At 71.0% G+C, this 22,065-nt stretch carries 17 protein-coding genes; 8 read left to right on the forward strand and 9 right to left on the reverse strand.

Annotated elements, in window-relative coordinates; all coding sequences use genetic code 11:
* Positions 1-29: 29 nt before the first annotated feature.
* A complete protein-coding gene (locus tag ABZX67_RS20900; RefSeq protein WP_355362267.1) occupies positions 30-1,328 on the reverse strand; it encodes an LCP family protein in 1,299 nt (432 codons plus the stop codon).
* Positions 1,329-1,446: 118 nt separating this feature from the next.
* Between ABZX67_RS20900 and ABZX67_RS20905 the strand changes: the two genes are divergently transcribed.
* From ABZX67_RS20905 to ABZX67_RS20915, 3 genes are all read left to right on the forward strand, one after another.
* The gene (locus ABZX67_RS20905; protein WP_355362269.1) at positions 1,447-1,995 is read left to right on the forward strand and encodes an acyl-CoA thioesterase; all 549 of its coding nucleotides are present in this window, start codon (positions 1,447-1,449) and stop codon (positions 1,993-1,995) included.
* Between the two features lie 113 nt (positions 1,996-2,108).
* Positions 2,109-2,474, forward strand: a complete 366-nt coding sequence (locus ABZX67_RS20910; protein WP_355362271.1) for a hypothetical protein — start codon at positions 2,109-2,111, stop codon at positions 2,472-2,474.
* Between the two features lie 2 nt (positions 2,475-2,476).
* Entirely contained in the window at positions 2,477-5,038 is a 2,562-nt protein-coding gene (locus ABZX67_RS20915) for an ABC transporter substrate-binding protein (protein WP_355362273.1), read from the forward strand.
* A gap of 766 nt (positions 5,039-5,804) precedes the next feature.
* Here the strand turns inward: ABZX67_RS20915 and ABZX67_RS20920 are convergent.
* Positions 5,805-7,286, reverse strand: coding sequence for an LCP family protein (locus ABZX67_RS20920; RefSeq protein WP_355362275.1), 1,482 nt, complete (start codon positions 7,284-7,286; stop codon positions 5,805-5,807).
* A gap of 125 nt (positions 7,287-7,411) precedes the next feature.
* Between ABZX67_RS20920 and ABZX67_RS20925 the strand changes: the two genes are divergently transcribed.
* Positions 7,412-8,452 carry a glycosyltransferase family 2 protein gene (locus ABZX67_RS20925; protein WP_355362277.1) on the forward strand — a complete coding sequence of 347 codons (1,041 nt, stop codon included), beginning with the start codon at positions 7,412-7,414 and terminating at the stop codon, positions 8,450-8,452.
* A gap of 71 nt (positions 8,453-8,523) precedes the next feature.
* On the opposite strand, the gene ABZX67_RS20930 is transcribed toward ABZX67_RS20925, so the two are convergent.
* The 4 genes from ABZX67_RS20930 to ABZX67_RS20945 form a co-directional block, all read right to left on the reverse strand.
* Positions 8,524-10,191 (reverse strand): LCP family protein, encoded by a 1,668-nt coding sequence (locus ABZX67_RS20930; protein WP_355362279.1) that lies wholly within the window; start codon positions 10,189-10,191, stop codon positions 8,524-8,526.
* Positions 10,192-10,221: 30 nt separating this feature from the next.
* Positions 10,222-11,979: an LCP family protein gene (locus ABZX67_RS20935; RefSeq protein WP_355362281.1), complete on the reverse strand. Its 1,758-nt coding sequence runs from the start codon at positions 11,977-11,979 to the stop codon at positions 10,222-10,224.
* Between the two features lie 199 nt (positions 11,980-12,178).
* Positions 12,179-13,531 (reverse strand): LCP family protein, encoded by a 1,353-nt coding sequence (locus ABZX67_RS20940; RefSeq protein ID WP_355362283.1) that lies wholly within the window; start codon positions 13,529-13,531, stop codon positions 12,179-12,181.
* Between the two features lie 165 nt (positions 13,532-13,696).
* Positions 13,697-14,449, reverse strand: a complete 753-nt coding sequence (locus ABZX67_RS20945; protein ID WP_355362285.1) for a TIGR03089 family protein — start codon at positions 14,447-14,449, stop codon at positions 13,697-13,699.
* A 138-nt stretch (positions 14,450-14,587) separates the two neighbouring features.
* Here ABZX67_RS20945 and ABZX67_RS20950 point away from each other — a divergent pair, with 138 nt between their 5' ends.
* The 3 genes from ABZX67_RS20950 (at position 14,588) to ABZX67_RS20960 (ending at position 18,228) form a co-directional block, all read left to right on the forward strand.
* Positions 14,588-15,991, forward strand: a complete 1,404-nt coding sequence (locus ABZX67_RS20950; RefSeq protein ID WP_355362287.1) for a peptidoglycan recognition protein — start codon at positions 14,588-14,590, stop codon at positions 15,989-15,991.
* 111 nt (positions 15,992-16,102) lie between these two features.
* Complete coding sequence (locus ABZX67_RS20955; RefSeq protein ID WP_355362289.1) at positions 16,103-17,185, forward strand: NDP-sugar synthase; 1,083 nt, start codon at positions 16,103-16,105, stop codon at positions 17,183-17,185.
* Positions 17,186-17,256: 71 nt separating this feature from the next.
* Positions 17,257-18,228, forward strand: a complete 972-nt coding sequence (locus ABZX67_RS20960; protein WP_355362291.1) for a DNA-3-methyladenine glycosylase 2 family protein — start codon at positions 17,257-17,259, stop codon at positions 18,226-18,228.
* 60 nt (positions 18,229-18,288) lie between these two features.
* Here the strand turns inward: ABZX67_RS20960 and ABZX67_RS20965 are convergent, their stop codons facing one another.
* The 3 genes from ABZX67_RS20965 to ABZX67_RS20975 are packed head-to-tail and all read right to left on the reverse strand — an operon-like array spanning position 18,289 to position 21,114.
* Positions 18,289-19,626 (reverse strand): coenzyme F420-0:L-glutamate ligase, encoded by a 1,338-nt coding sequence (locus tag ABZX67_RS20965; RefSeq protein ID WP_355362293.1) that lies wholly within the window; start codon positions 19,624-19,626, stop codon positions 18,289-18,291.
* Positions 19,623-20,579, reverse strand: coding sequence for a 2-phospho-L-lactate transferase (cofD, locus tag ABZX67_RS20970; RefSeq protein ID WP_355362295.1), 957 nt, complete (start codon positions 20,577-20,579; stop codon positions 19,623-19,625). Before cofD ends, ABZX67_RS20965 begins: the two co-directional genes overlap by 4 nt.
* Before the next feature lie 13 nt (positions 20,580-20,592).
* Positions 20,593-21,114: a cysteine dioxygenase family protein gene (locus ABZX67_RS20975; RefSeq protein WP_355362297.1), complete on the reverse strand. Its 522-nt coding sequence runs from the start codon at positions 21,112-21,114 to the stop codon at positions 20,593-20,595.
* Positions 21,115-21,798: 684 nt separating this feature from the next.
* Here ABZX67_RS20975 and ABZX67_RS20980 point away from each other — a divergent pair.
* Positions 21,799-22,062 carry a WhiB family transcriptional regulator gene (locus ABZX67_RS20980; RefSeq protein ID WP_023588371.1) on the forward strand — a complete coding sequence of 88 codons (264 nt, stop codon included), beginning with the start codon at positions 21,799-21,801 and terminating at the stop codon, positions 22,060-22,062.
* Positions 22,063-22,065 lie beyond the last annotated feature (3 nt).

A 22,065-nucleotide genomic window follows, 5' to 3' on the forward strand; every position in this document is an offset into this window, starting at 1 on the left:
CGCCCGGCACACCGGGCGCGGACGCACGCTCACTTCTCGGTGACGGTCACCTTCTCGTCGTTCTGGATCTGCTTCACCAGCTGCTGCACCTTCGCCTTGTCCCAGACGAGGTTGCCGCCACGGGTGCCGTTGATCGGCATGTTCATCGACGTGCCCTCGCCGCCGCTGATGCCCTTCATCGCGAAGAACATCTCGCCGAGGTCGAACAGCGACATGTCCTTGTCGACGATGAGCGTGTCCAGCCCGGCACCCATCGTCGGGTAGAGCTTGAACGGGTTGAGGATGGTCCCCGGGGTGGCGGCCTGGCTGGCGAGGGCCGACAGGAACTTCTGCTGGTTCTTCGTACGGGCGAGGTCGGACTCGGCGAAGGCGTACCGGGTGCGGACGAAGGCGAGGGCCTGCTCGCCGTTGAGGGTCTGCTTGCCCGCCTGGAAGTCGGCGCCGGACTTCTTGTCCTTGAAGCCCTTCTCGATGTTCATCTCGACGCCGCCGAGCGAGTCGACGATGTTGGCGAAACCGGCGAAGCCGATCTCCGCGTAGTGGTCGATGCGCAGCCCGGTGTTGTGCTCGACGGTGCGGACGAGCAGCTCGGGGCCGTCCTCGGCGTACGCGGCGTTGAGCTTCACGCGGCGGCCCTGGGCCGGGAAGGTCTTGCCGGACTGGGAGCCGACGAAGGACGGGATCTCCACGTCCGAGTCGCGTGGCAGCGAGATCATGGTGTTGCCGCTGGAGCAGGCCGCCAGGATCATCATCGAGTCGGTGCGCTTGCCCTCGGCGGAGCCGGTGTGCAGCCGCTTCTTGTCGTCGGCGGTCATGCCCTCGCGGCTGTCGGAGCCGACGATCAGGTACGTGGTGCAGTCGCCCTCCGCCGGGCGGTCGATGACCTTGGCGAGGTCGACCTCGCGGCGCATCTTGCCGTCGGCCCAGAAGTACGTACCGATGGTGGTGCCGAGGACCGCCACCAGGACCACGACGGAGCCGACCTTGATCCGGCGCCGCCAGTCGGGCGCCGGGCCCGGGGCGCGCACGGAGCCCCGGTCGGGGACGCGAGGCCCGCCACCGCGAGGACCGCCGGGCCGGGGGCCCTGGGGGGTGCCGTAGACCTGACCTGTGTTGTAACCGCTGTCGTACGTCCCGTCGTACGCCGGTGCCTGCGACGGAACGGCCTGCCCGGCGCCCACCGGCTGCGGCGGGACCGCTTGCGGCGGCACCGCCGGGCGGCGCCGCACATGCGGCATGGACCGTACGCCCTCGGGCTGGGCATCGGCGCTGCCACGGCCGTAACGGGCGTTGCGGTCGTCGGACCATCCTTCAGGCCAGTCATTCATGCGGACCAGTGTGCAGGCCGCCCCGGTCGGCCCGACAGGGCGGGTGGGATTCCGCAGCGGGCCTGTAGCGAACCTGATGCAATGAGGCCGTAACGTACTCGGGCATAGGGTGGAGGGCATGACAGATCAGGCCCCGCCGCAGGGCGTCCAGCTGGAGGGAAAGCCCACGTCGGCCTCCCGTACGACCCTCAGCCACATCATGACCGGCAGTGACACCAACCTCCTCGGGACGGTGCACGGCGGCGTGATCATGAAGTTGGTGGACGACGCGGCGGGCGCCGTCGCGGGCCGTCACTCCGGGGGCCCGGCCGTGACCGCGTCCATGGACGAGATGGTGTTCCTGGAGCCGGTGAGGGTCGGAGATCTTGTTCATGTGAAGGCTCAGGTGAACTGGACCGGCCGCTCCTCGATGGAGGTCGGCGTCCGCGTCCTCGCCGAGCGCTGGAACGAGTCCACCCCCGCGACCCAGGTCGGCTCGGCGTACCTCGTCTTCGCCGCCGTCGACGCCGACGGCAAGCCCCGCCCCGTACCGCCGGTCATACCGGAGACGGAGCGCGACAAGCGCCGCTACCAGGAGGCCCAGATCCGCCGTACGCACCGCTTGGCGCGCCGCCGCGCGATCAAGGAGCTGCGCGAGAAGCGCGCGGCGGAGGGCATCGAGGACTGAGGCCCTCCGGGTCGGCGGTCCGGCCCCGTGACGGAGGTCACCGTGGATAGGATCGGTGCTCCTGGTGCTGATCGGGCGGCGGGCCGCCCGAGTGGGGGACGGAGGGCACGCGCATGCAGGTCGACATCGTGGTCCAGACAGGGGGCGACGACCGCATAGTCGCCTCGCTGTACCGATGGCTCGCCCAGGACCCGGACGTGGCCCGGCACACCACTGTCACCCTCGTGCCCGGCCCCGAGCGGGCCGGGGACATGGGGGGCGCTTTCGAGATCATCAACGCCGTCGTCGCCAACAGCATCGCGCTCGGGAGCCTGGCGGTGGCGTGTGCCACATGGCGGGGTTCCAGGGGTACGGCCCCGGTGGTGCGGATCAGGCGAGGGGATGTCACCGTCACCGTCGAGAACGGCTCACCGGAAGAGGTGAGCGGCATCGTCGACGCGCTGGGTGGCTCCGGAGCGGATGGGACGGACCGACCGTAGCCATGTCGGCCCTGCCCGATCCCGCAGCCTCCCGCGCCCTCCTCATCGGCGTACACGCGTACCGGACGCTGACGGACCTGCCCGCCGTCGAGCAGAACCTGACGGGGCTGGCGCAGGCGTTCACCGATCCGGACCTGTGGGGGCTGCCGTCGTCCCACTGCGTCACGCTGGCGCAGCCGGCGAGCGCCCAGGCGGTGCTCGACACCCTGACCCGCGTGGCCCAGAGCGCCGAGGACACCCTGGTCATCTACTACGGCGGGCACGGGCTCACCGACCCGTACAGCGACGAGCTGTACCTCGCCCTGCCCGACTCCGACCAGGAGCGGCTGTACACCGCGCTGTCGTACGACTGGGTGCGCCGGGCACTGCTGGACCCGCGCGTACGAGCCCGCCGCAAGGTGGTGATCCTGGACTGCTGCTACAGCGGGCGGGCGCTGGTGGGCGGCATGAGCGCCACGGACCAGGTGGCCGACCACGCGGACATCGACGGCACCTCGCTGCTGGCCGCCTCGGCGGAGACGCGCAGGGCGTTGTCGCCGCCAGGGGAGCGGTACACGGCCTTCACCAGCGAGCTGATCACGGCGCTCACGGAGGGCATTCCGGACGGTCCGGAACTGCTGGACATGGACACCCTGTACCGACACGTGTACGGGAGGCTGGCGGCGAAGGCACGGCCGCTGCCGCAGCAGCGCAACCGGAACGCGGGAGGGCGGATCGCGCTGGCGCGCAACCGCGCCCTCGCCGTACCGGAGCCGGAGTCGGAGCCCCCGAAGCCCCCGGCGCCAAAGCCCTCGAAGCCGAAGCCGCCCCCGATCCTCGTGGCACAGCGGCCCCCCGTGGTACCGCCGGCACCACGTAAGGACAGAAGAAGGCGCCGATTCGTCATCGAAGCGGCCGTGGCCGTCGTCCTCCTCGCCGCCGGCATCCCCGCCCTCATCGCCTGGCGGGACGACGCCGCACCGAAAGGCACCGACAAGGCGGCGGGCGCGGGGTACGGCGCCGCGACCGGCAAGGTGGTCAACAAGTCCAGCGCCACGGGCGGCGAGCTGAGGTTCGTCGCCACCGCGGACGCCGACTCGTGGGACCCCCAGCGCATGTACTACGGCTTCGCGTGGAACTTCGCCCGCTTCTACACCCGCCAACTGGTCACGTACGCTCCGGAGCCGGGAGCCCAGGGCACCGAGCTGGTGCCCGACCTGGCCACCGACCGGGCGGAAGTCACCGACGGCGGGAAGACGTACACCTACACGCTCCGCCCCGGGATCACCTGGGAGGACGGCTCGGACATCACCTCCCATGACATCAAGCACGGCATCGAGCGCGCCCGGAACCAGGACGCCCTCCCCGGCGGCCCGCGCTACCTCCTCGACACCCTGAAGGCCATCGAGACGCCCGACGCCAGGACCATCCGCTTCAGACTGAACAAGCCCAACGGCGACTTCGAGCACATGCTGGCGATGCCGGCCGGGTCCCCGGTGAAGAAGGAGAAGGACACCGGCGCCGACTACGGTTCCCGCCCCTTTTCCAGCGGCCCGTACAAGTTCGCCACCTACAACCCGAACGAGTCGCTCACACTCGAACGCAACCCCAAGTGGCAGAGGGCGTCCGACACCATGCGTGCCGCGCTGCCGGACAGGATCACGGTCACCTTCGTCGCCAAGAGCCAGCAGGCGGAGCACCTGCTCGGCGAGGGGAAGGCCGACCTCGACCTGAACGCCGCAGGGATGGCGCCGGGGGTCGCCCAAGCCCCCGAACTGAGGGCGCACTTGGACAACCCGCGAAGCGGCTTCCTCTCCTACGTGGCCCTCCCGCAGACCGTCGCGCCGTTCGACAACCTCCACTGCCGCAAGGCGGTCCTGTACGCGGTCAATCGGGTGGACGTGCAAGCAAAGCGCGGCGGCCCGCAGGACGGCGGCGAAATCGCCCCCCACATGCTGCCGCCCTTCATCAAGGGCAGCGACCCCGCGTACGACCCGTACGGCGTCCGGCGCAACGCCAAGGGAGACCGGTCCGCCGCGCTGAAGGCCCTGAAGGCCTGCGGCCGGCCGGACGGCTTCACCACCACCATCGCCGTCCGGAGCTACAGGGATTCCGACGAGCACACGGCCGAGGTCCTCACGCAGTCGCTCGCAGCGGTCGGCATCACGGCGCGCATGGAAAAGGTCGACGCCGCGCTGGCGGCGGACCCGACCGCCTTCCGGAAGACGATCAAGGAGAAGGGCTACGGCCTCGTCATCCGTGGCTGGGGCGCCGACTTCCCCACCGGCCAGGGCTTCCTGCGGCCGCTGATCGACGACAGGGTGACGGGCTCCTACAACTTCGCCGAGGTCGACGACGCGGTCCTCCGTCAGCTCATCGACCAGGCCATCGCCGAGTCCGACCCCTACAAGGCGGCGAAGACCTACGCCGAGATCAACCGCAGGCTGGCCGACGCCGCCTACTACCTGCCGCTCCTCCACGACCGGCGCCTGATCTGGCGCGGCCCCCGGCTGACCAACGTCTACACGACCGACGCCTACGGCGCCTACGACTACGTCTCCCTCGGCGTACGCGGCGTCGGCTGACAACCGCACGCTTCAGTCCATCTTCACCGGCGCGTACCCGCCCGCGACGCGGCCCCCGCCGGCACCGACACCGGATTCGTCCGCGAACCCGGGGGCACACTCAACTCCATGCGCACCGGCGGGAAGAGCTACTACTGCCTCACCGACGCGACCGGGGCTGGGGTCGCCTCCGCTGTAGGCACCGGGGGACTGTCCTCAGCGGTTTCCTGGGCGGCCATCGGCGCCGGGGTGGGCTTTGTCGGAAGTGGCATCAGTGCAATGGATGAGTGCTGATGAGTAAGGCATCCGTCCTCACGCTCCTGATCTGGCTCGGCCTCGCTCTCGGAGTAATCGGGCTCATTCTGAGCCTCATGAACTGACGGTGGGGAAGGAACAGCGCCAGCTGCTCCTCCCCCAGCAGCTCGCCGTCAGGCCCTCGACCTGACCGGAACCACCTGGGAAAGGAGAAGCCATGGACCTCGCACGGTCCGGATTCGCGAGTCTGCCCACCGCCTTGGCTGTCGCGGTCCTCGTCATGGGCCTGGCGATCGGCGTACTCCTTGTCATCAGGAGCAGAAAGAGAGGAGGCCGATGATGCTCGTCAAAGGAAGGCGACGTTGAGGCCGGGAGTTCTCATGCGATCATCCATCGACTCTGATGTGCTGGCCTACAAGGGACTCGACGGCGTCCCCCTCTGGGTGTTGTTCGGAATCGCCGTCCTGGCTTTCGTCGTCATCGGAGTCGTACAGGCCAGGAAAAGGAAGTAGACGGCCGACGCCACAGGCCCCTACCCGCAGATCACCTGGTCCCCCGTCACCACCCCGAACTCCCCCTGGAACGCGTTCTCCGCCCGCACCGGCACCACGCCCGTGAAGTTCGTACCGGCCGTCACCTTCAGCAGGGCGCCCTGGCCCGGGACCGGGCGGAGTTCCGCGCCCGGGAGGGCCGTGGCGAGGGAGCGGGCCGAGCGGTCCCAGCGGGGGTCGAACCAGACGATGGTGCGGTGGACGTCGCGCCGCGCCCAGTTCAGCGGGGCGCGGGTCGTGCGGAAGCCCGTCGCCCGCAGCGCCGAGTCGACCCGCGCGCCGAGGCCGTGGACGCGGGTGCCGTTGTAGACCTGCACGCGGATCTGCTGGGGGGAAACCTCCACGAGCTTCTTGCGCACGGAGCTGCGGGTCGCGTACGGCGCGAGCGGCTTGTCCTCGCGCAGCGCCCGGAACAGCTTTTTCGACTTCACCGGGTCCCACCGCACCGTCGAGCCGAGCCCCTTCACCGGGAAGCTCGTCTGCGCGACAGGTACGGACGTGAACTCCGACGACGCCGCCTTGAAGCCGCGCATCGCCTTCGCCAGCGCCAGCATCTCCTCCGTACGGAACCCCTCGTCGGCCCGTACGGAGCTGAGGACGGAGCCCACCACCTCCTGGAAGCGCACCGGGTTCAGCAGCACGCCCTCGCTCGTCGCCCGGTCGATCAGCGCGGCCAGGAAACGCTGCTGGCGCTGCATCCGCCCCAGGTCGGAGGCGCCGTCGATGTGGCGGGAGCGTACGTACTGGAGCGCCTGGCCGCCGTTGAGCTCGTGGGTGCCGGCGGGCAGGGCGAGGCCGGTGTAGCTGTCCTTCATCGGCTTGGCGGTGCAGATCCGCACCCCGCCGACCGCGTCGACGGTCCGCATGAAGCTGGTGAAGTCGACCTCCAGGTAGTGGTCGACCTTCACACCGGTCATGTGCTCCACGGTCCGCACGGTCAGCTGCGGCCCGCCCTCCGCGTACGCGGCGTTCAGCTTCACCGGGTGCTTGGGGTGCAGCTCACCGGTACGGGTGTCGGTGTGCTCGGGGATCTCGGCGTACGAGTCGCGGGGCAGCGAGACCGTGCTGGCCCGCTTCCGGTCGGCGGAGATGTGGACGAGCATGATCGTGTCGGTGCAGCGGCACCCGGCGCCGCCCAGCCGGTAGCGCATCTTCTCGGCGGGCGTGATCTTGTCGCGGCCGTCGGTGCCGACGACGAGGATGTTCGTGCCGTGGCCGGCCGAGGGCCGGTTCTTCATGTCCCGGAAGGGGTCAACGCGGCCGATACCGGTGTCCAGGCTGGTCACCACGGCGTGCCCGATCCCGCCGACGCCCAGCACCAGCACCGAGAGGGTGGTCACCATGCGCATGCCCCACCGCGGCCGGGGCGCCCGGCCGGTCGTACCCGGCCCCGGCCCCGGCCGTTTCGGCTGCCCGGGGGCGGGCGGCCTGGGGCCGGCAGGACGGCGGGGCGGCGTGGGCACGAAGGACACCTCCGCGGGCGTACAGGGGGATCATGAGCACAGTAGGCCCATACGATCAGCGCCCGACCGCATCGTCCGGGCGGCGCGCACCGGTGTCGCCCGTTCGCGGTAACGTGGCGGGCGATATGAACGCGACGCCTCCGCCCCTGCCCCCGGTTTCCGTGATCATGCCGGTCCTCAACGAGGAGCGGCATCTGCGCACCTCGGTCCGTCACATCCTCGAGCAGGAGTACGACGGCGAGATGGAGGTGGTGATCGCCCTCGGCCCGTCCACGGACCGTACGGACGAGATCGCCGCCGAGCTCGTGCGGGAGACCGCGTCCGACAAGCGCCGGGTCCACACCGTGCCGAACCCCACCGGGCGGACCCCCGCGGCCCTCAACGCCGCGATCAAGGCCTCCCGCCACCCCATCGTGGTGCGGGTCGACGGGCACGGCATGCTCTCGCCGAACTACATCGCGACCGCCGTCCGCCTCCTGGAGGAGACCGGCGCGCAGAACGTCGGCGGCATCATGCACGCCGAGGGCGAGAACGACTGGGAGCACGCGGTCGCCGCCGCCATGACCTCGAAGATCGGCGTGGGCAACGCCGCCTTCCACACGGGCGGCGAGGCGGGCCCCGCCGAGACCGTCTACCTCGGCGTCTTCCGCCGCGAGGCGCTGGAACAGCAGGGCGGCTACAACGAGGAGTTCATCCGCGCCCAGGACTGGGAGCTGAACTTCCGCATCCGCGAGGCCGGCGGCCTGATCTGGTTCTCACCGGAGCTGAAGGTCAGCTACCGCCCCCGCCCGTCGGTGCGCGCCCTCGCGAAGCAGTACAAGGACTACGGCCGCTGGCGCCATGTCGTCGCCCGCTACCACCAGGGCTCCATCAACCTCCGCTACCTCGCCCCGCCGACGGCCGTCTGCGCCATCGCGGCGGGCGTCGTCGTCGGCGCGACCCTCACCCCGCTGGGCTTCGTCATCCCCGGCGGCTACCTCGCGGCGATCGTCGCGGGCTCCCTCCCGGCAGGCCGCGGCCTGCCGCTGAAGGCTCGCCTCCAGATCCCGGTGGCGCTGGCCACGATGCACATGTCGTGGGGGTACGGCTTCCTGACGAGCCCGCGCTCGCTGGCGAAGAAGGTCATCGCGAGCCGCCGCCCGGCGGTGACGGCGAAGGCCGGCTGACCGCCCTCGTACGCGTACGAAAGGGCCCCGGGAGACGAACACCGCCTCCCGGGGCCCTTTCGCGTATCGCCCTACCAGGTGAAGTTCGGGTCGACCTCCATGCACTTCGTCGTGTCGCCCGCGCTCAGCGGGTTCGCCGACTTCGGGGTCTTGCCGTCCGTCTTGCCCGCGGACTTCGGGTAGGTGTCGCCCTCGCGCCAGTCCGCGCCCACGACGAGCGTGATGCGCGTGACGTCGGCGGACTTCTTCACCGCGGAGGCCGGGATGCCGAGCGCCTTGGCGAGCGCCTGCGCGTCACCCTCCAGCTCCGCGCTCGGGAACCGCACCACCGTCTTCTCCTGTGGATTGGTCGCCGCGTCCGCCTTCGCCAGCGTGTAGCCCTTGCCGGACAGCACCGCGGCGATCGTGGTCGCGCGCCCCTTCGCCGACCCGAGCTGCGGGGTGTAGGTGCCGTTCTGCACCATCACCTCCGTCTCGGCGACCGGCGCCGCCGGGTCCTTGGAGGCGGTCGGCTGCTTGCGCTTGGACGCCTTGCCGTCCAGCGGGATGTCCTCGCGGATCATCTCGAAGATCTGCTCCGCCTCGCCCGGCTTGGGCTCGACCTTGCCCCGCAGGCGCGTCGAGTAGACGTTGGGCATCGTCGTCATCGTGATGCGCTCGGTCGGGACGCTCTTGAGCTCCTGCCCCAGGTCGTACAGCTTGGTGATGGTGCCGAGACCCTCGTCGACGGTGAGCGCCTCGGTCGCCGCCTCGGCGAGCTTGCGCAGCTTGTTCGGGTCCGTCAGCTTGGCGTTGGCACGCAGCTCCCGCACCATCGAGTTCATGTACATGTGCTGGGCGCGCGCCCGGTAGAGGTCGCTGCCGTCGCCGAAGCCGTACCGCGTGCGCAGCCACTGCAGCGCCTGCTCGCCCTGGATGGGGTGCGTGCCCTTCGGGAGCTTCAGACCGGAGCCCTTGCCGTCCCGCGTGCGCGAGTGGATGTTCTTGTCCACGCACACCGGTACGCCGCCGACGGCGTCCGCCATCGACACCACACCCGCGAAGTCGATCATCATGAAGTGGTCGATGGTGATACCGGTCAGCTCGTACCAGGTGGCCACCGTGCAGCCGGGGCCGCCGCGGCCGAGCGACTCGTTCGTCTGCGCCCACTCACGCGCCGGGTAGACCTTGCCGGTCTCGGGGTCGGTGCACTCCGGGATCTTCAGCATGGTGTCGCGCGGCATGCTGATCACGGAGACGTTGCTGCGGTCGGCGGAGAGGTGGATGAGCATCTGCACGTCGGCGAGCGGGGGGCTGTTGAAGGTGTCCCTGGCCCCGCCCAGCGCCTGGTTCTCCTTGGAGTCGCGGGCGTCCGAGCCGATGAGCAGGATGTTCAGCGGGGTCTGGCCCGCGGCGTTCACCTTGTGCTCGGCCATCTTGTTCTTGCCGAGGTTGAGCTTGTCTTTCTTGATGTTGCTGTTCAGGTGCTCGTAGTACACGTAACCGGCGCCGGCCGTGCCGAGTATCAGCAGCGCCAGCACGGCGGCCACCCAGCGCCCGACGCGCCGCTTCCCCGTCTTCTTGCCCTGCTTGGCGGCAGGGGAGGGCCCGGGCGCGCCGTCGCCGTCACCGGCGGGGGCACCGGGGGCGCCCTTCTTCCTCGTTCCGTCCTCCTCGTAGAGGCTGTCGTCCCAGCCGAGGTCACGGGCGTGCGGTACGCGGTGTCGTGTCCCCTCCCCGCGTACGCGGCTCTGTCCCACCCCAGGTCCCCCTGTCACGTCAGGTACGCGTCACTGAGCGCATACCTGCTTGTCCGCCTCTACCTTGTCCACGTCCGGCACCTTCGTCGGAGCGGCGATGGGCACCCCTGCGCCCTTGAAGTCGCCGCCGAGCGTCAGCACCATCGCCTGAAGCCCCTGCGCGTCCTGCGTCCCCTGCTTCAGCGCCGTGGCGGGCAGCCCCATCAAGTCCGCGAGCTTGCGGGCCTGATCGGCCTGGTTCGGAGCGAACTCCAGTGTCGTCTTGGCGATCTTCTCAGGTGCGTTGCTCTTGTTCGTCGACTTGAGCACGCCCTGACTGTTCTGCAGCCAGAGCAGCGTCGACTGCGCGGCACCGTAGGTCTCGCTGCCGTTGTAGATGTCGACGCGTACGTCGGAAGCCTCGGCCCGGGGGCCGTTGAGCAGCGCGGCCTGCTTGCTCTTGGCCGCGTCCGACTTCTCCTTCTCCTTCTTCTTCACCTCGGTGAAGGAGACGTCATTCTGCAACATGCGGAAGACCTCGGGCGCCTTGGTCTCGTCGAGGACCACGGTCGCCTTCACCGTCTCCCTCGGGTTGTCCTTCACCGGGACCGTCATGAACGAGATGTTCTTGAGGTTGATCCCGCCCAGCTCCTTGGCGAGGGCGGTCAGCTTCGGGATGTCGCCGATGCCGCTGTCCACCGTGAGCGCCTTGGTCGCCGCGTCCGCGAGGTCCAGCATCTTCGACGGGCTCTCGAGGGTGTCTTCCTTCATCTTGCGGATCATCGACGCGACGAACTGCTGCTGCATCTTGATCCGGTCGAGGTCGCTCTCGTTGCCGAGCCCGTGCCGGTTGCGGAGGAAGGCCAGGGCCTGCTCGCCCTGGAGGGTGTGCTCGCCGGCCGGCAGGTCCAGCTGGGAGTAGTCCTTGTCCTTGATGGGCTTCGTCAGACAGACGTCCACGCCGCCGATCGCGGTGGTGAGCGTCTTGACCGCGTTGAAGTCGGCCATCATGAAGTGGTCGATCGGCACCCCGGTGATCTGCTTCACCGTACGCATCGTGCAGCCCGGGTCCCGGCCGTTCACGCCGTAACTCTCGTTGAACTTCGTGTCCGGCGAACCCGGGATCACCTTGGTCGAGCCGTCCGGCTGCTTCGTGGGGCAGTCCGGGATGTCGATCTTCAGGTCGCGGGGGATGCTTATCGCCGCCGCGTTGGTGCGGTCCTCGGAGACGTGGAAGAGGAACGTCGTGTCGGCGTGACCGGTGGTGTTCTCCCGGTTGCCGTAGCTCTCGTTGCCCTCGCCGGTGCGCACGTCGGAGCCGATGAGCAGGATGTTGATCGGCCCGTCCTTGAGGGAGCCGCCGCTGGCCGCGTCGCCCACGTCCACCGTGTTGAGGTTGCCGTTGAGGCGGTCGTAGATGAGGTACACGCCGACCGACGCCCCGACGACCACGACGCCCATGACGCCCGCCGTCCACAGCAGCGCCTTCTTCTTGCCGGACTGCTTCTGCTTGCGCTTGCGGCGGCCACTGCCACCGCCGCCGTCCGCGGCGTTGGCGCTGCGCCGACCGCGCTGGCCCGGAACCGAGCGGCCGGGGGCGGTTGTCGTGCGCGAAGCGGGGGAAGAGGACGAAGCGGCGGAGGAGGCGCTACGGGTACCCCGGGCACCACGGGGGCCGCGGGGCGGGGTCACCTTGGCTTGCTGTGCGGATTCGCCCAGTCGCAGTTCGTAGTTGCCGGTGTCGGGGTTGAGTACCCACTGGTCTGCGGGATCGATGTCGTCCACCCGCCCACGGCTCTGCGCATCCACGGTTGCTTGAGTCCTCCGTCGGTGCCACTCGAGACGCCCCTCCCCCGGAAAGGAGACGCTCGGCTCGAAAAACCGGTTGTGCGCGACCTCGCGGCCTGTCTCAGCAACCGGATCGCGTCACACTATCCGCTCAGTTCAGCGCCGGGCGACGCCCGTGACAAATTCCACGGCCCTTACAACCGGGCATTCCGCCCAATCGTCATAGACCGCCGCCCCCGGTGTCCCGACTTTTGCCCACTCCCTTGCCTTCTCTTTGCCCACAGGCCCCGGTGGCCGCGTTCGTCCCCGCGAACGTCGGCGTGGCGGACGGGCTGGACGACTCGTCCTCGTCGGGCTGCCCGCGGCCCGGCCGCCGGTCGGCCGGGACCACCGCGACGGGCGCGTCGTCGCGCAGCCGCTTGAAGAGGGTGTCGGCCTTCGGCTGCACGAGCATGTCCCGGTTGGGGTCACCGCTGTACGGCTGCCGCGGCACGGTCAGGAACTGCACCTTCTCGGTCGGTACGCTCCGCAGGGCGCGCGCCAGGTCGTACAGGTCCTTCAGGGAGTCCAGTCCCGGGTCGGTCGTGACCGACTTCGTGGCGGCGTCCAGCACCGGGTAGAGGCGCGCCGGATTGAGCAGGACGCCGTTGCTCTGCACCTTGTTGACCAGCGCCCCCAGGAACTGCTGCTGGCGGTCCATGCGTTCGGTGTCGCTGCCGTTGCCGAGCGATTTGCGGGCCCGTACGTACCCGAGGGCCTGCTCGCCGCGCAGCGTCTGGGCGCCCGCCTTGAGCTTGATGCGGGCGTCCGGGTCGTCGATCGGCTCCGTGACGCAGACGCGTACGCCGCCGACGGCGTCCACCATGTCCTTGAACCCGCGGAAGTCGATCACCATGTGGTGGTCGACGCGGATACGGGTCATCTTCTCGACGGTGCGGATCGTGCACGCCGTACCGCCGAGCTGGTACGCCCAGTTGAACTGCGCGAACTGCGGCCGCGTGCGCGCACCGCCCCGCTTGCCGCAGGCGGGGATGTGCACCATGAGGTCGCGCGGCAGCGAAACGGCGGTCACCCCGCGCCCGTTGGCCGCCAGGTGCAGCAGGATCGTGGTGTCGGAACGCTGGCCGTCGGCGTCGTCGCCGTATGCGGCGTTGCCGTCGCCGACGCGGGTGTCGGAGCCGATGAGCAGGATGTTCCGCGCCCCGCGCACGAGGGAGGAGGGCCGCTCCCGCTCGTACCGCTCCAGCTCGGCGGCGGCGGAGGTGTCGGTGGTGATGTTGCCGTCCAGCTTCTGGTACAGCCACCAGCCGCCCCCGGCAGCCCCCAGCACGAGCAGCGAGGCCCCGAAGGCGCCGCAACGCAACCAGCGCCGCGCGGGATGCCCGGCGGGCGGCGGGGGAGCGGCGGGTGTGGCGGGTGTGGCGGTCGTGGAGGGGGCGGCGGCGGTGCGGGGGGTGTCGCCGGCGGCGCGGGGCCGCTTCTTCTTGCGCTTCTTCGACGGGGCACTGGCACGCGGCGGCTCGGATCCGCCCCTGCGGGGCGGCTCGGCGGGCGTGCCAGTGCTGTCCGTCACGTCGTGGTCCGTCCTTCTGCCGTCGGGCCGATCGAGGAGGATCGAGGTGGTCTGTGACGATCATCCATCGGAGTCGGCCCCGGGACCCGGAGGAGCGGGCGCACCGTGCGCCGGACGGGTGCACGTGCGGCGTATTCGGTGGCTTCGGCGGGCCGGAGCGCCGGGTCAGAGCGCGCGGTGCGTGATGCGCTCGCTCTCGACGCGCTTCTCCAGCCCTTCGGCCGCCAGCCGGTCGAGGTTCCGGCACAGGACGACCGACCCGCCCGCCGCCAGCGGCGCGTACAGCCCGGCCGACACGCCCTCCCAGGTGTCGTACCCGAGCCCGGACAGCAGCCGGGACCCCGCCCCCAGCCCGAGCCGGCGCGCGTCCGCGAGCGCCCGCTCCACGATGTCGCTGCCCGTCAGCTCCGCACCGGCGACCGTCAGCGCGGGCGCGTCCGCGTCGACGGGCGCGTACGGGCGGAAGACGTCGCCCTGTGTGGGAACCTCGACGGCGTAGTCGTCGTACCCCTCCGGCGCCGTGGGGAAGCGGCGCCCGAGCGGGGCCAGGGAGAGCGCGAGCCGCTCGCCGCGGCAGGCGCGCCCCTCGTCGAGCCGGTCGGGACCGGCGACCACGTGGTCCGCGCTGGCGGGGTCGCCGTCCAGATCGGCGACGACACCGACCGACGCGCAGGCGAGCAGCCACACCGCGGTCTGCCAGTGCGCGGGCAGCAGCAGCGCGACGCGGTCGCCGGGCTCGGCGGACAGGTGGTCCTGGAGGAGGTTCGCTGTCTTGGCCACCCAATTGGCGAAGGTGGCGACGGACAATTCGACGCGCTCACCGGTGGCGTCGTCGTAGTACGTGACCAAGGGGCGTGCCGGGTCCGCGGCGAGCGCGGAACGCAGCAGGTCGGCGGGGGTACGGTCGCTGGCGTTCACCCGGGCAAGCGTACGCGCGCGGGGCCCGCGCGTGCGGCCGTCCCGGTGACACCGTCCACCGTCCGGACCGATGGGCCGTCACTTTTCGGAGTGTTTCCCCGAGAAGCGCATCACGCCGGGAATGTCCACGATCGCCTCATGCGTGCCTTCCTTGCATCCTCGATCGGCGTCGCGTGTGCCGCCGCCGCCCTCGTACTGCCCCCGCTGTCGGGCGACGCCCGCGCCGACGACGCGTCACTGCCCGGCTCCACCCAGTCCCTCCCGCTGGTGCCCCTCACCGCCGAACGGGCCCCGGGCGTGCCCCAGCAAGGGCTGCTGCGACGGGACGTCAGGCCGTTCTCGCTGGTCGGCGTGGTCTGGGACGACCCCGACGACGAACTGCACGGCACCGTCCAGGTCCGCACCCGGGCCACCAGCACCGGCAAGTGGTCCGGCTGGCAGGCGGTGGAGACGCACAACCACGCGCACGCCGCCGACCTCGGTACGCCCGAGCGCGAGTCGGCCTCGGTGCGCGGCTCCACCGCGCCGCTGTGGGTGGGCGACTCGGACGGCGTGGAGGTCCGCGTACGGTCCGAGGCGCCACGCGCCGGCGGTTCGGTGGCGCCGCTGCCGAGGGGCCTGCGCATCGAGCTCGTCGACCCGGGTGACGACCCGCCGCCCGGCACGGGCACCCCGGCGCCCGGCCCGGAAAACCCCAGCACGGGCACCGGAACCGGAACCACGCCCACCACCGGCACCGGAACCGGCAGCGGCGCCGACACCAACCAGGACCAGACCTCCGGCGCCGCCCTCACCCCCGAAGAGGCCGCCAGCTCCGCCGTCAACGCCGACCTCGCCGTCATCGGCGCCCTCGAAATCCCCGAGCTCACCAAGGAGGAGACCGAGGCGAGTCTCGACTACGGAGCGGAAACCGACACCGAAGTCGTGGCGAAGCCGTACATCGGCCCGCGCCCCCGCATCGTCACCCGCAAGGGCTGGGGCGCCGACGAGAAGCTGCGCGAGCGCGACTTCGTCTACACCAAGTCCGTCCAGGCCGCGTTCCTGCACCACAGCGCCACCGGCAACAACTACAGCTGCGCGGAGGCCCCCTCCGTCCTCCGCAGTATCTACCGCTACCACGTGGTGAGCAGCGGCTGGCGTGACATCGGCTACAACTTCGCCGTCGACAAGTGCGGAAACATCTACGAGGGCCGCGCGGGAGGCGTGGCCAAGCCGGTGATGGGCGCGCACACCCTGGGCTTCAACAGCAACAGCATGGGCATCGCCGTGCTCGGCACGTACAGTTCCAGCACGCCACCCGCCGCCTCGGTGACCGCCGTCGCACGGCTCACGGCGTGGAAGCTCGGCCTGCACGGGAAGGACCCACGCGGCAAGGCGACCCTGACGTCCGGCGGCGGAAACCTCTACCCGAAGGGAACCAAAGTCAAGCTGAACGTCATCTCCGGTCACAGGGACGGGTTCTCGACCGACTGCCCGGGTGACCGCCTCTACGGCAAGCTCGGCACGGCCCGGGCCTCGTCGGCCAAGTACCAGGGCCGATGACGAACCGGGGGCGGCTGTACCGAACGGTCTGCATACACTGTCCGGTCGTATCGGTCATATGACCGGTGTATCCCTCCATCGACCGGCCCCAGCAGGAAGCAGAGACGACTGGTGACAGAAGCGATCCTCCTGGTCGGTGGCAAAGGAACCCGGCTGCGGCCGATGACCGTCCACACGCCCAAGCCGATGGTCCCGGCGGCCGGCGTGCCGTTCCTGACGCACCAGCTGGCCCGCGCGCGGGCGGCCGGCGTCGAGCACATCGTGCTGGCGACCTCGTACCTCGCCGAGGTGTTCGAGCCGTACTTCGGCGACGGCTCGGCGCTCGGCCTGCACATCGAGTACGTCACCGAACGGGAGCCGCTCGGCACGGGCGGAGCCATCCGCAACGTCGCCTCACGCCTCCACTCGGGGCCGGACGAGCCGGTCCTCATTTTCAACGGCGACATCCTGACCGGCCTCGACATCCGGGCGCTCGTCGACACCCACCGGTCGTCGGGCGCGGACATCTCACTGCACCTCACCCGCGTCGAGGACCCGCGCGCCTTCGGGCTCGTACCGACCGACCCCACCGGCCGCGTCACGGCCTTCCTGGAGAAGCCGCAGACGCCCGAGGAAATCGTCACGGACCAGATCAACGCGGGTGCGTACGTCTTCCGGCGGTCCGTCATCGACACCATCCCGACCGGGCGCCCCGTCTCCGTCGAGCGCGAGACCTTCCCCGACCTGCTGGCGGACGGAGCGCACCTCCAGGGCATGGTGGACAGCACGTACTGGCTGGACCTCGGCACGCCGCAGGCGTTCGTCCGCGGCTCCGCCGACCTCGTGCTGGGCCGCGCGCCGTCGCCCGCGGTGCCGGGCCGCTGCGGCGACCGGCTGGTGCTGCCGACGGCGACGGTCGCCGCGGACGCCAAGCTGACGGGCGGCACCGTCATCGGCGCGGGCGCGACGGTCGGGGCCGGCGCCCGGATCGACGGCAGCGCGGTGCTGGACGGCGCGGTCGTGGAGGAGGGCGCGGTCGTCACCGACTCGCTGATCGGCGAGGGCGCGCGCATCGGGGCGCGCACGATCCTGCACGGCGCGGTGATCGGCGACGGAGCGCACGTGGGCGCGGACAACGAGCTGCGCGACGGCGTACGGGTGTGGTGCGCGGCACACATCCCGGACGGGGCGATCCGCTTCTCGTCGGACCAGTAGCGGCGGCCGGGGGCGCGGCGGCGCGGGGGGCTAAGCTCGAAGGGCCCCCGAACCCCCGAAGGACTCCTCCCGTGGCCGGTCGTTACGCCCCCCGCCCGGCCGCCGCCGTACCGGCCCAGGCTTCCGGACCGCGCGCCGCCGCCCGGACGCGTACCTGGACGCCGCCGTGGCCGCTGGACGTGGCGCTGGTCCTGTCCCCGCTGCGGCGCGGCCCGGGCGACCCCACGTTCCGTACGACACCCGACGGCGCGGTCTGGCGGGCCAGCCGCACCCCGGTGGGCCCCGGCACGCTGCGGGTGGCGGTACGCGGCGGCCGTATCGAGGCGGAGGCGTGGGGTCCGGGAGCGGAGTGGCTGCTCGACGGCCTCCCGGCGCTCCTCGGCGCCGACGACGACCCCTCGCAGTTCACGCCTCGGCACCGCCTCCTCGCCGCGACGCTCCGCCGCCGCCCGGGCCTGCGACTGGGCCGCTCCGGCCTGGTCCTGGAGTCGCTGATCCCGTCGATCCTGGAGCAGAAGGTCACGACGGACGAGGCGTACGGCTCCTGGCGCGTCCTGGTCCGCCGCTTCGGCGAGCCCGCACCGGGCCCGAACGACCGGCTGTACGTCATGCCGGAGCCCCGCACCTGGGCGCTCATCCCGTCCTGGGAGTGGCACCGCGCGAACGTCGACTCCAAGCGCTCCGCCACCATCCTGCGCGCGGTCCGGGTGGCCCGCCGCCTGGAGGAAGCGGCGGCGATGGCCCCGGAGCAGGCGCAGCGCCGCCTGGAACTCATCCCGGGCATCGGCCCCTGGACCTCCGCCGAGGTGGTCCAGCGCACCAACGGCGCCCCCGACGCGGTCACGGTCGGCGACTACCACCTGCCGAGCATCGTGGGCCACGCCCTGGCGGACAACCGCGACGCCGACGACGCGGAGATGCTGGAGCTCCTGGCCCCCTACGCGGGCCAGCGCCACCGCGCCGCCCGCCTGATCCTGCTGAGCGGCCACACCCCACCGCGCCGGGCCCCGAGGATGACGCCGAGGGACATCACGACACTCTGAGGCCCTGTCGTGTGAGGCCCTGTCGTGTGAGGCCTTGCTTCGTGAGGAACGCCGGAACGCTCACCGCACCTCCACGAACGCCTCCACCTCCCGCTCCGCCCGTTCCCGCGGGGCCGCCGCCGGCCGCCCGACAGCCACCGCCCCCATCGGGTCCCACGCGTCCGGCAGCTCCAGGACCTCCCGCACCACCTCACGGCAGAACATCGTCGACGACACCCACGCCGACCCGAGCCCCTCACCGGCGAGCGCGACCAGGAAGTTCTGCACGCCCGCGCCCGCCGCGACCACGAACATCTCGCGCTCCGCCGTGTCCCGCCGCGCGTCGCCGTACGTGTGGGCGCCGTCCGTCACGAGGCACGGCACCACCAGGTACGGCGCCCGGCGCAGCACGTCGCCGCGCCGCACCCGCCGGGCTATCGCCTCCTCGCCGAGGCCGTCCGCGCGCAGGTCCGCGACCCACGCGTCCCGCATCGCGTCCAGCAGCCGCAGGCGCGACTCGGCGGACTCCAGCAGGACGAAGCGCCACGGCGTGGTGTGGTGCGGCGCGGGCGCCGTCAGGGCCGCGGCCACCGCCCGCCGCACCGCGCCCGGGTCCACGGGGGCGTCCGTGAACTCCCGCACCGTCCGCCGCAGGGTCACCGCCTCCCGTACCGCCTCGGACGTGCCGAGCCGGAACATGTCGTTCGTCGCGTCCCGTACCAGCGCCCGCGCGCCGTCGGCCCCATCCGCGCCCTCGGGGGAGGCGCTCACGAGGTGCGGCAGCCCGCGCACCACCGCGACCGGCAGCCCCGTGGCCTTGCCCTTCACCAGGTCACCGGCCGCGGCGAGCTCGTCGGCGCTCGCGACGATCGTGGCCACCAGCGCGTTGCCGTACGCGTCGGTGCCGCCGCGCAGGTCGTCCAGCACCCGCACCCCCGCCGCCCCGATCGCGACATCGGTCAGCCCGCTGCGCCAGGGACGGCCGAAGGTGTCGGTGATGACGACCCCCACGTCGACACCGAGCGCGGCCCGCAGCCCCTCCCGGATGGCGCGCGCCGACGCGTCCGGGTCCTCGGGCAGCAACAGCACCGTCCCGGCAGGGGTGTTGGACGCGTCCACACCCGCCGCCGCCATGACGAGACCCTGCCGGTTCTGCACGATCCGCAGGGTCCCGCGCCGCGCCACCACCCGTACCGTCTCGGCGTCGATCGCCGCCTCACGGTCCTCGGCGGCGACGACCCGCCCCTCCGCCTTGGAGACGATCTTCGACGTGACGATCACCACGTCCCCGTCGGCCAGCTCCGGCTCCGCCGCCGCGATCAGCCCGGCGAGGTCGTCCCCCCGCCGGATCTCCGGCAGCCCCGGCACGGCCCACACCCGGTACGACGGCGGTGACGGCGGCGGTGACGTCACGCTCACGCACGCACCTCCTCGGCGAGGTCCAGCGCCTCACGCGCCATCCGCGCCGTCGCGTCGACGTCGGTCATCATCAGCGGCACCGCCTTGCAGCGGATCCCGGCCGCCTCGACCCGCTCGACCACGCCCGCGTCGACCGTGTCGACGAGCCACCCGTCGAGCAGCCCGGAGCCGTAGTGCTCGGCGACCGCCGCGGCCGTCGCCTCGACGCCCACCGCCGCCAGCACCTTGTCCGCCATGCCGCGCACGGGCGCGCCCCCGACGATGGGGGAGAGGCCCACGACCGGCACGCCCGCGTCGGCGATGGCCTCGCGGATGCCGGGCACGGCGAGGATGGTCCCGATGGAGACGACGGGGTTGGACGGCGGGAAGAGCACCACGTCCGCCTCGCCGATGGCCTCCAGCACCCCGGGTGCCGGCTTGGCCTGGTCGGCGCCGACGGGCACGATCGCCTGCGCGTCGACGGAGGCGCGCAGCTTCACCCAGTACTCCTGGAAGTGGACCGCCTTGCGCTGCCCCTCGATCTCGACGGCGACGTGGGTCTCGACCCGGTCGTCGGACATCGGCAGCAGCCGCACGCCCGGCTGCCACCGCGCGCACAGCGCCTCGGTGACGGCGCTCAGCGGATAGCCGGCGCCCAGCATCTGCGTACGCACGATGTGGGTCGCGAAGTCGCGGTCGCCGAGCCCGAACCACTCGGGCCCCACCCCGTACGCGGCGAGCTCGCTCTTGACGGTGAAGGTCTCGTCCGCGCGCCCCCACCCCTGCTCTTCGTTGATGCCACCGCCCAGGGTGTACATCACCGTGTCGAGGTCGGGGCAGACCTTCAGCCCGAACAGATGGATGTCGTCACCGGTGTTGCCGACGACCGTGATGTCCGCGTCCGGCGCGGCCTGCTTGAGGCCGCGCAGGAAACGGGCACCGCCGATGCCACCGGCCAGAGCCACAATGCGCATACGCAGCAGTGTGTCAGGCGGGTACGACATCCTGCGTCGTCGGGGAGCACGACTGGCTCGCATGCGACACGTGCATCGGCATCTCGGTCAGGCCCGGGTAGTAGACGTGCAGGCTGACGGCCGGTTCGAGCGAGTCGTTGACGACATCGTGCGCGTACCCGGGCGCGAAAATCCGCTGCGCGCCCTGCGGCAGCCTCCGCGCGCCCCCCTCCGCCCGCTCCGTACGCTCCGTCAGTTCGCCCGCCAGGACGGTCAGTACGCCGGAGGAGCCGCCGTGGTCGTGGAGGCCGGTGCCCTGCCCGGGCACCCAGGACAGCAGCCACACCTCGTAGCCGGGGCCGGTGCGGAGCCGGTGGTACCAGCGGGTCGTGGCGTCGTACCGGACGAGCGGCTCCCACTGCGCGCGGTCGGCGGCGATGGAGCGGGCGAGCCCGGCGAACTCGGCCACGGTGGAGGGGTGGGCCTTGGCGGGCTGGAGCAGGTGCTGGACGGCGAGGATGTCGCCGGCGATCTGGAGGTCGCTGTCGCTGTTCATGGAGTGGGGTGGTCCCTCGGCATAAAGAAGCGGTACGCAAAGACGGCGGAGCACGCGTGAGAACGCGGGGGAGGCGGCGGTGGCTGGAGCTCTACGGCATCAACAGCAACAGCGACAACGACAGCGACACTGCGCGCCGAGGCGCGTCGGGGCAGCGCTGCGGAACCCACGGGCGTGGGTCGCGGAGGGCGCTGTGGTCGCTGGCATGCGTCAAAGGTGACCGGCCCGATATCCCGCTGTCAACCCAATGCCCGGTTTGGCCGCAATGTTTCACCTCATCCGGTTACTCCGTCCGGAGAAAGGTTTGTGCGCTCGCGAAGCGGGACACATGGCGCAGCAACCGCCCGCGCAAACGTCGTCGCGGTCTCGTGACCTGACTGTGATCCGGGTCGCTTCACCGTCTCGATCGCAACAAGATCGAAGTCGTGGACGTCTCCCTTGATGAGGGGCGCAGACGTGCCGAAAGACAAGGGTGCGGGTGCGGAGGCGGCATGTGTCTCATTTTTGCTGATTTGAACACTTTCCGCATAGCTTTGGTTCCGCCGAGTGAATACCGGGCCCAATAGCAGATCTCGGCTTGACTGGCCCGGAGCACCGCACTTGTAATTTCACCCGTGTCGTTCGCCCGAAAACGGGAAAGCGGGGCGACATACGCGGGGACGCAATGACAGACGAGGGGCGCACATGACCGAGTTGTTCCAGGAACTGCTGGTCGAGGACGCGGACGAGGAACTCGGCTGGCAGGAGCGCGCGTTGTGCGCCCAGACCGATCCGGAGTCCTTCTTCCCCGAGAAGGGCGGTTCCACGCGCGAGGCGAAGAAGGTGTGTCTCGCGTGCGAAGTCCGTTCGGAATGCCTCGAGTACGCGCTCGCCAATGACGAAAGATTCGGAATCTGGGGCGGGCTGTCCGAGCGTGAGCGCCGACGGCTGAAGAAAGCCGCCGTCTGAGCG

The organism is Streptomyces sp. NPDC003036, from assembly GCF_040611175.1.
In the GTDB taxonomy this organism is placed as follows: domain Bacteria; phylum Actinomycetota; class Actinomycetes; order Streptomycetales; family Streptomycetaceae; genus Streptomyces.

Excerpts from the sequence above, each read along its gene's own strand:
- ABZX67_RS20900 (WP_355362267.1), bottom strand. The coding sequence starts at position 1,328 with ATGAATGACTGGCCTGAAGGATGGTCCGACGACCGCAACGCCCGTTAC.
- ABZX67_RS20905 (WP_355362269.1), top strand. The coding sequence starts at position 1,447 with ATGACAGATCAGGCCCCGCCGCAGGGCGTCCAGCTGGAGGGAAAGCCC.
- ABZX67_RS20910 (WP_355362271.1), top strand. The coding sequence starts at position 2,109 with ATGCAGGTCGACATCGTGGTCCAGACAGGGGGCGACGACCGCATAGTC.
- ABZX67_RS20915 (WP_355362273.1), top strand. The coding sequence starts at position 2,477 with ATGTCGGCCCTGCCCGATCCCGCAGCCTCCCGCGCCCTCCTCATCGGC.
- ABZX67_RS20925 (WP_355362277.1), top strand. The coding sequence starts at position 7,412 with ATGAACGCGACGCCTCCGCCCCTGCCCCCGGTTTCCGTGATCATGCCG.
- ABZX67_RS20950 (WP_355362287.1), top strand. The coding sequence starts at position 14,588 with ATGCGTGCCTTCCTTGCATCCTCGATCGGCGTCGCGTGTGCCGCCGCC.
- cofD (WP_355362295.1), bottom strand. The coding sequence starts at position 20,579 with ATGCGCATTGTGGCTCTGGCCGGTGGCATCGGCGGTGCCCGTTTCCTG.
- ABZX67_RS20975 (WP_355362297.1), bottom strand. The coding sequence starts at position 21,114 with ATGAACAGCGACAGCGACCTCCAGATCGCCGGCGACATCCTCGCCGTC.
- ABZX67_RS20980 (WP_023588371.1), top strand. The coding sequence starts at position 21,799 with ATGACCGAGTTGTTCCAGGAACTGCTGGTCGAGGACGCGGACGAGGAA.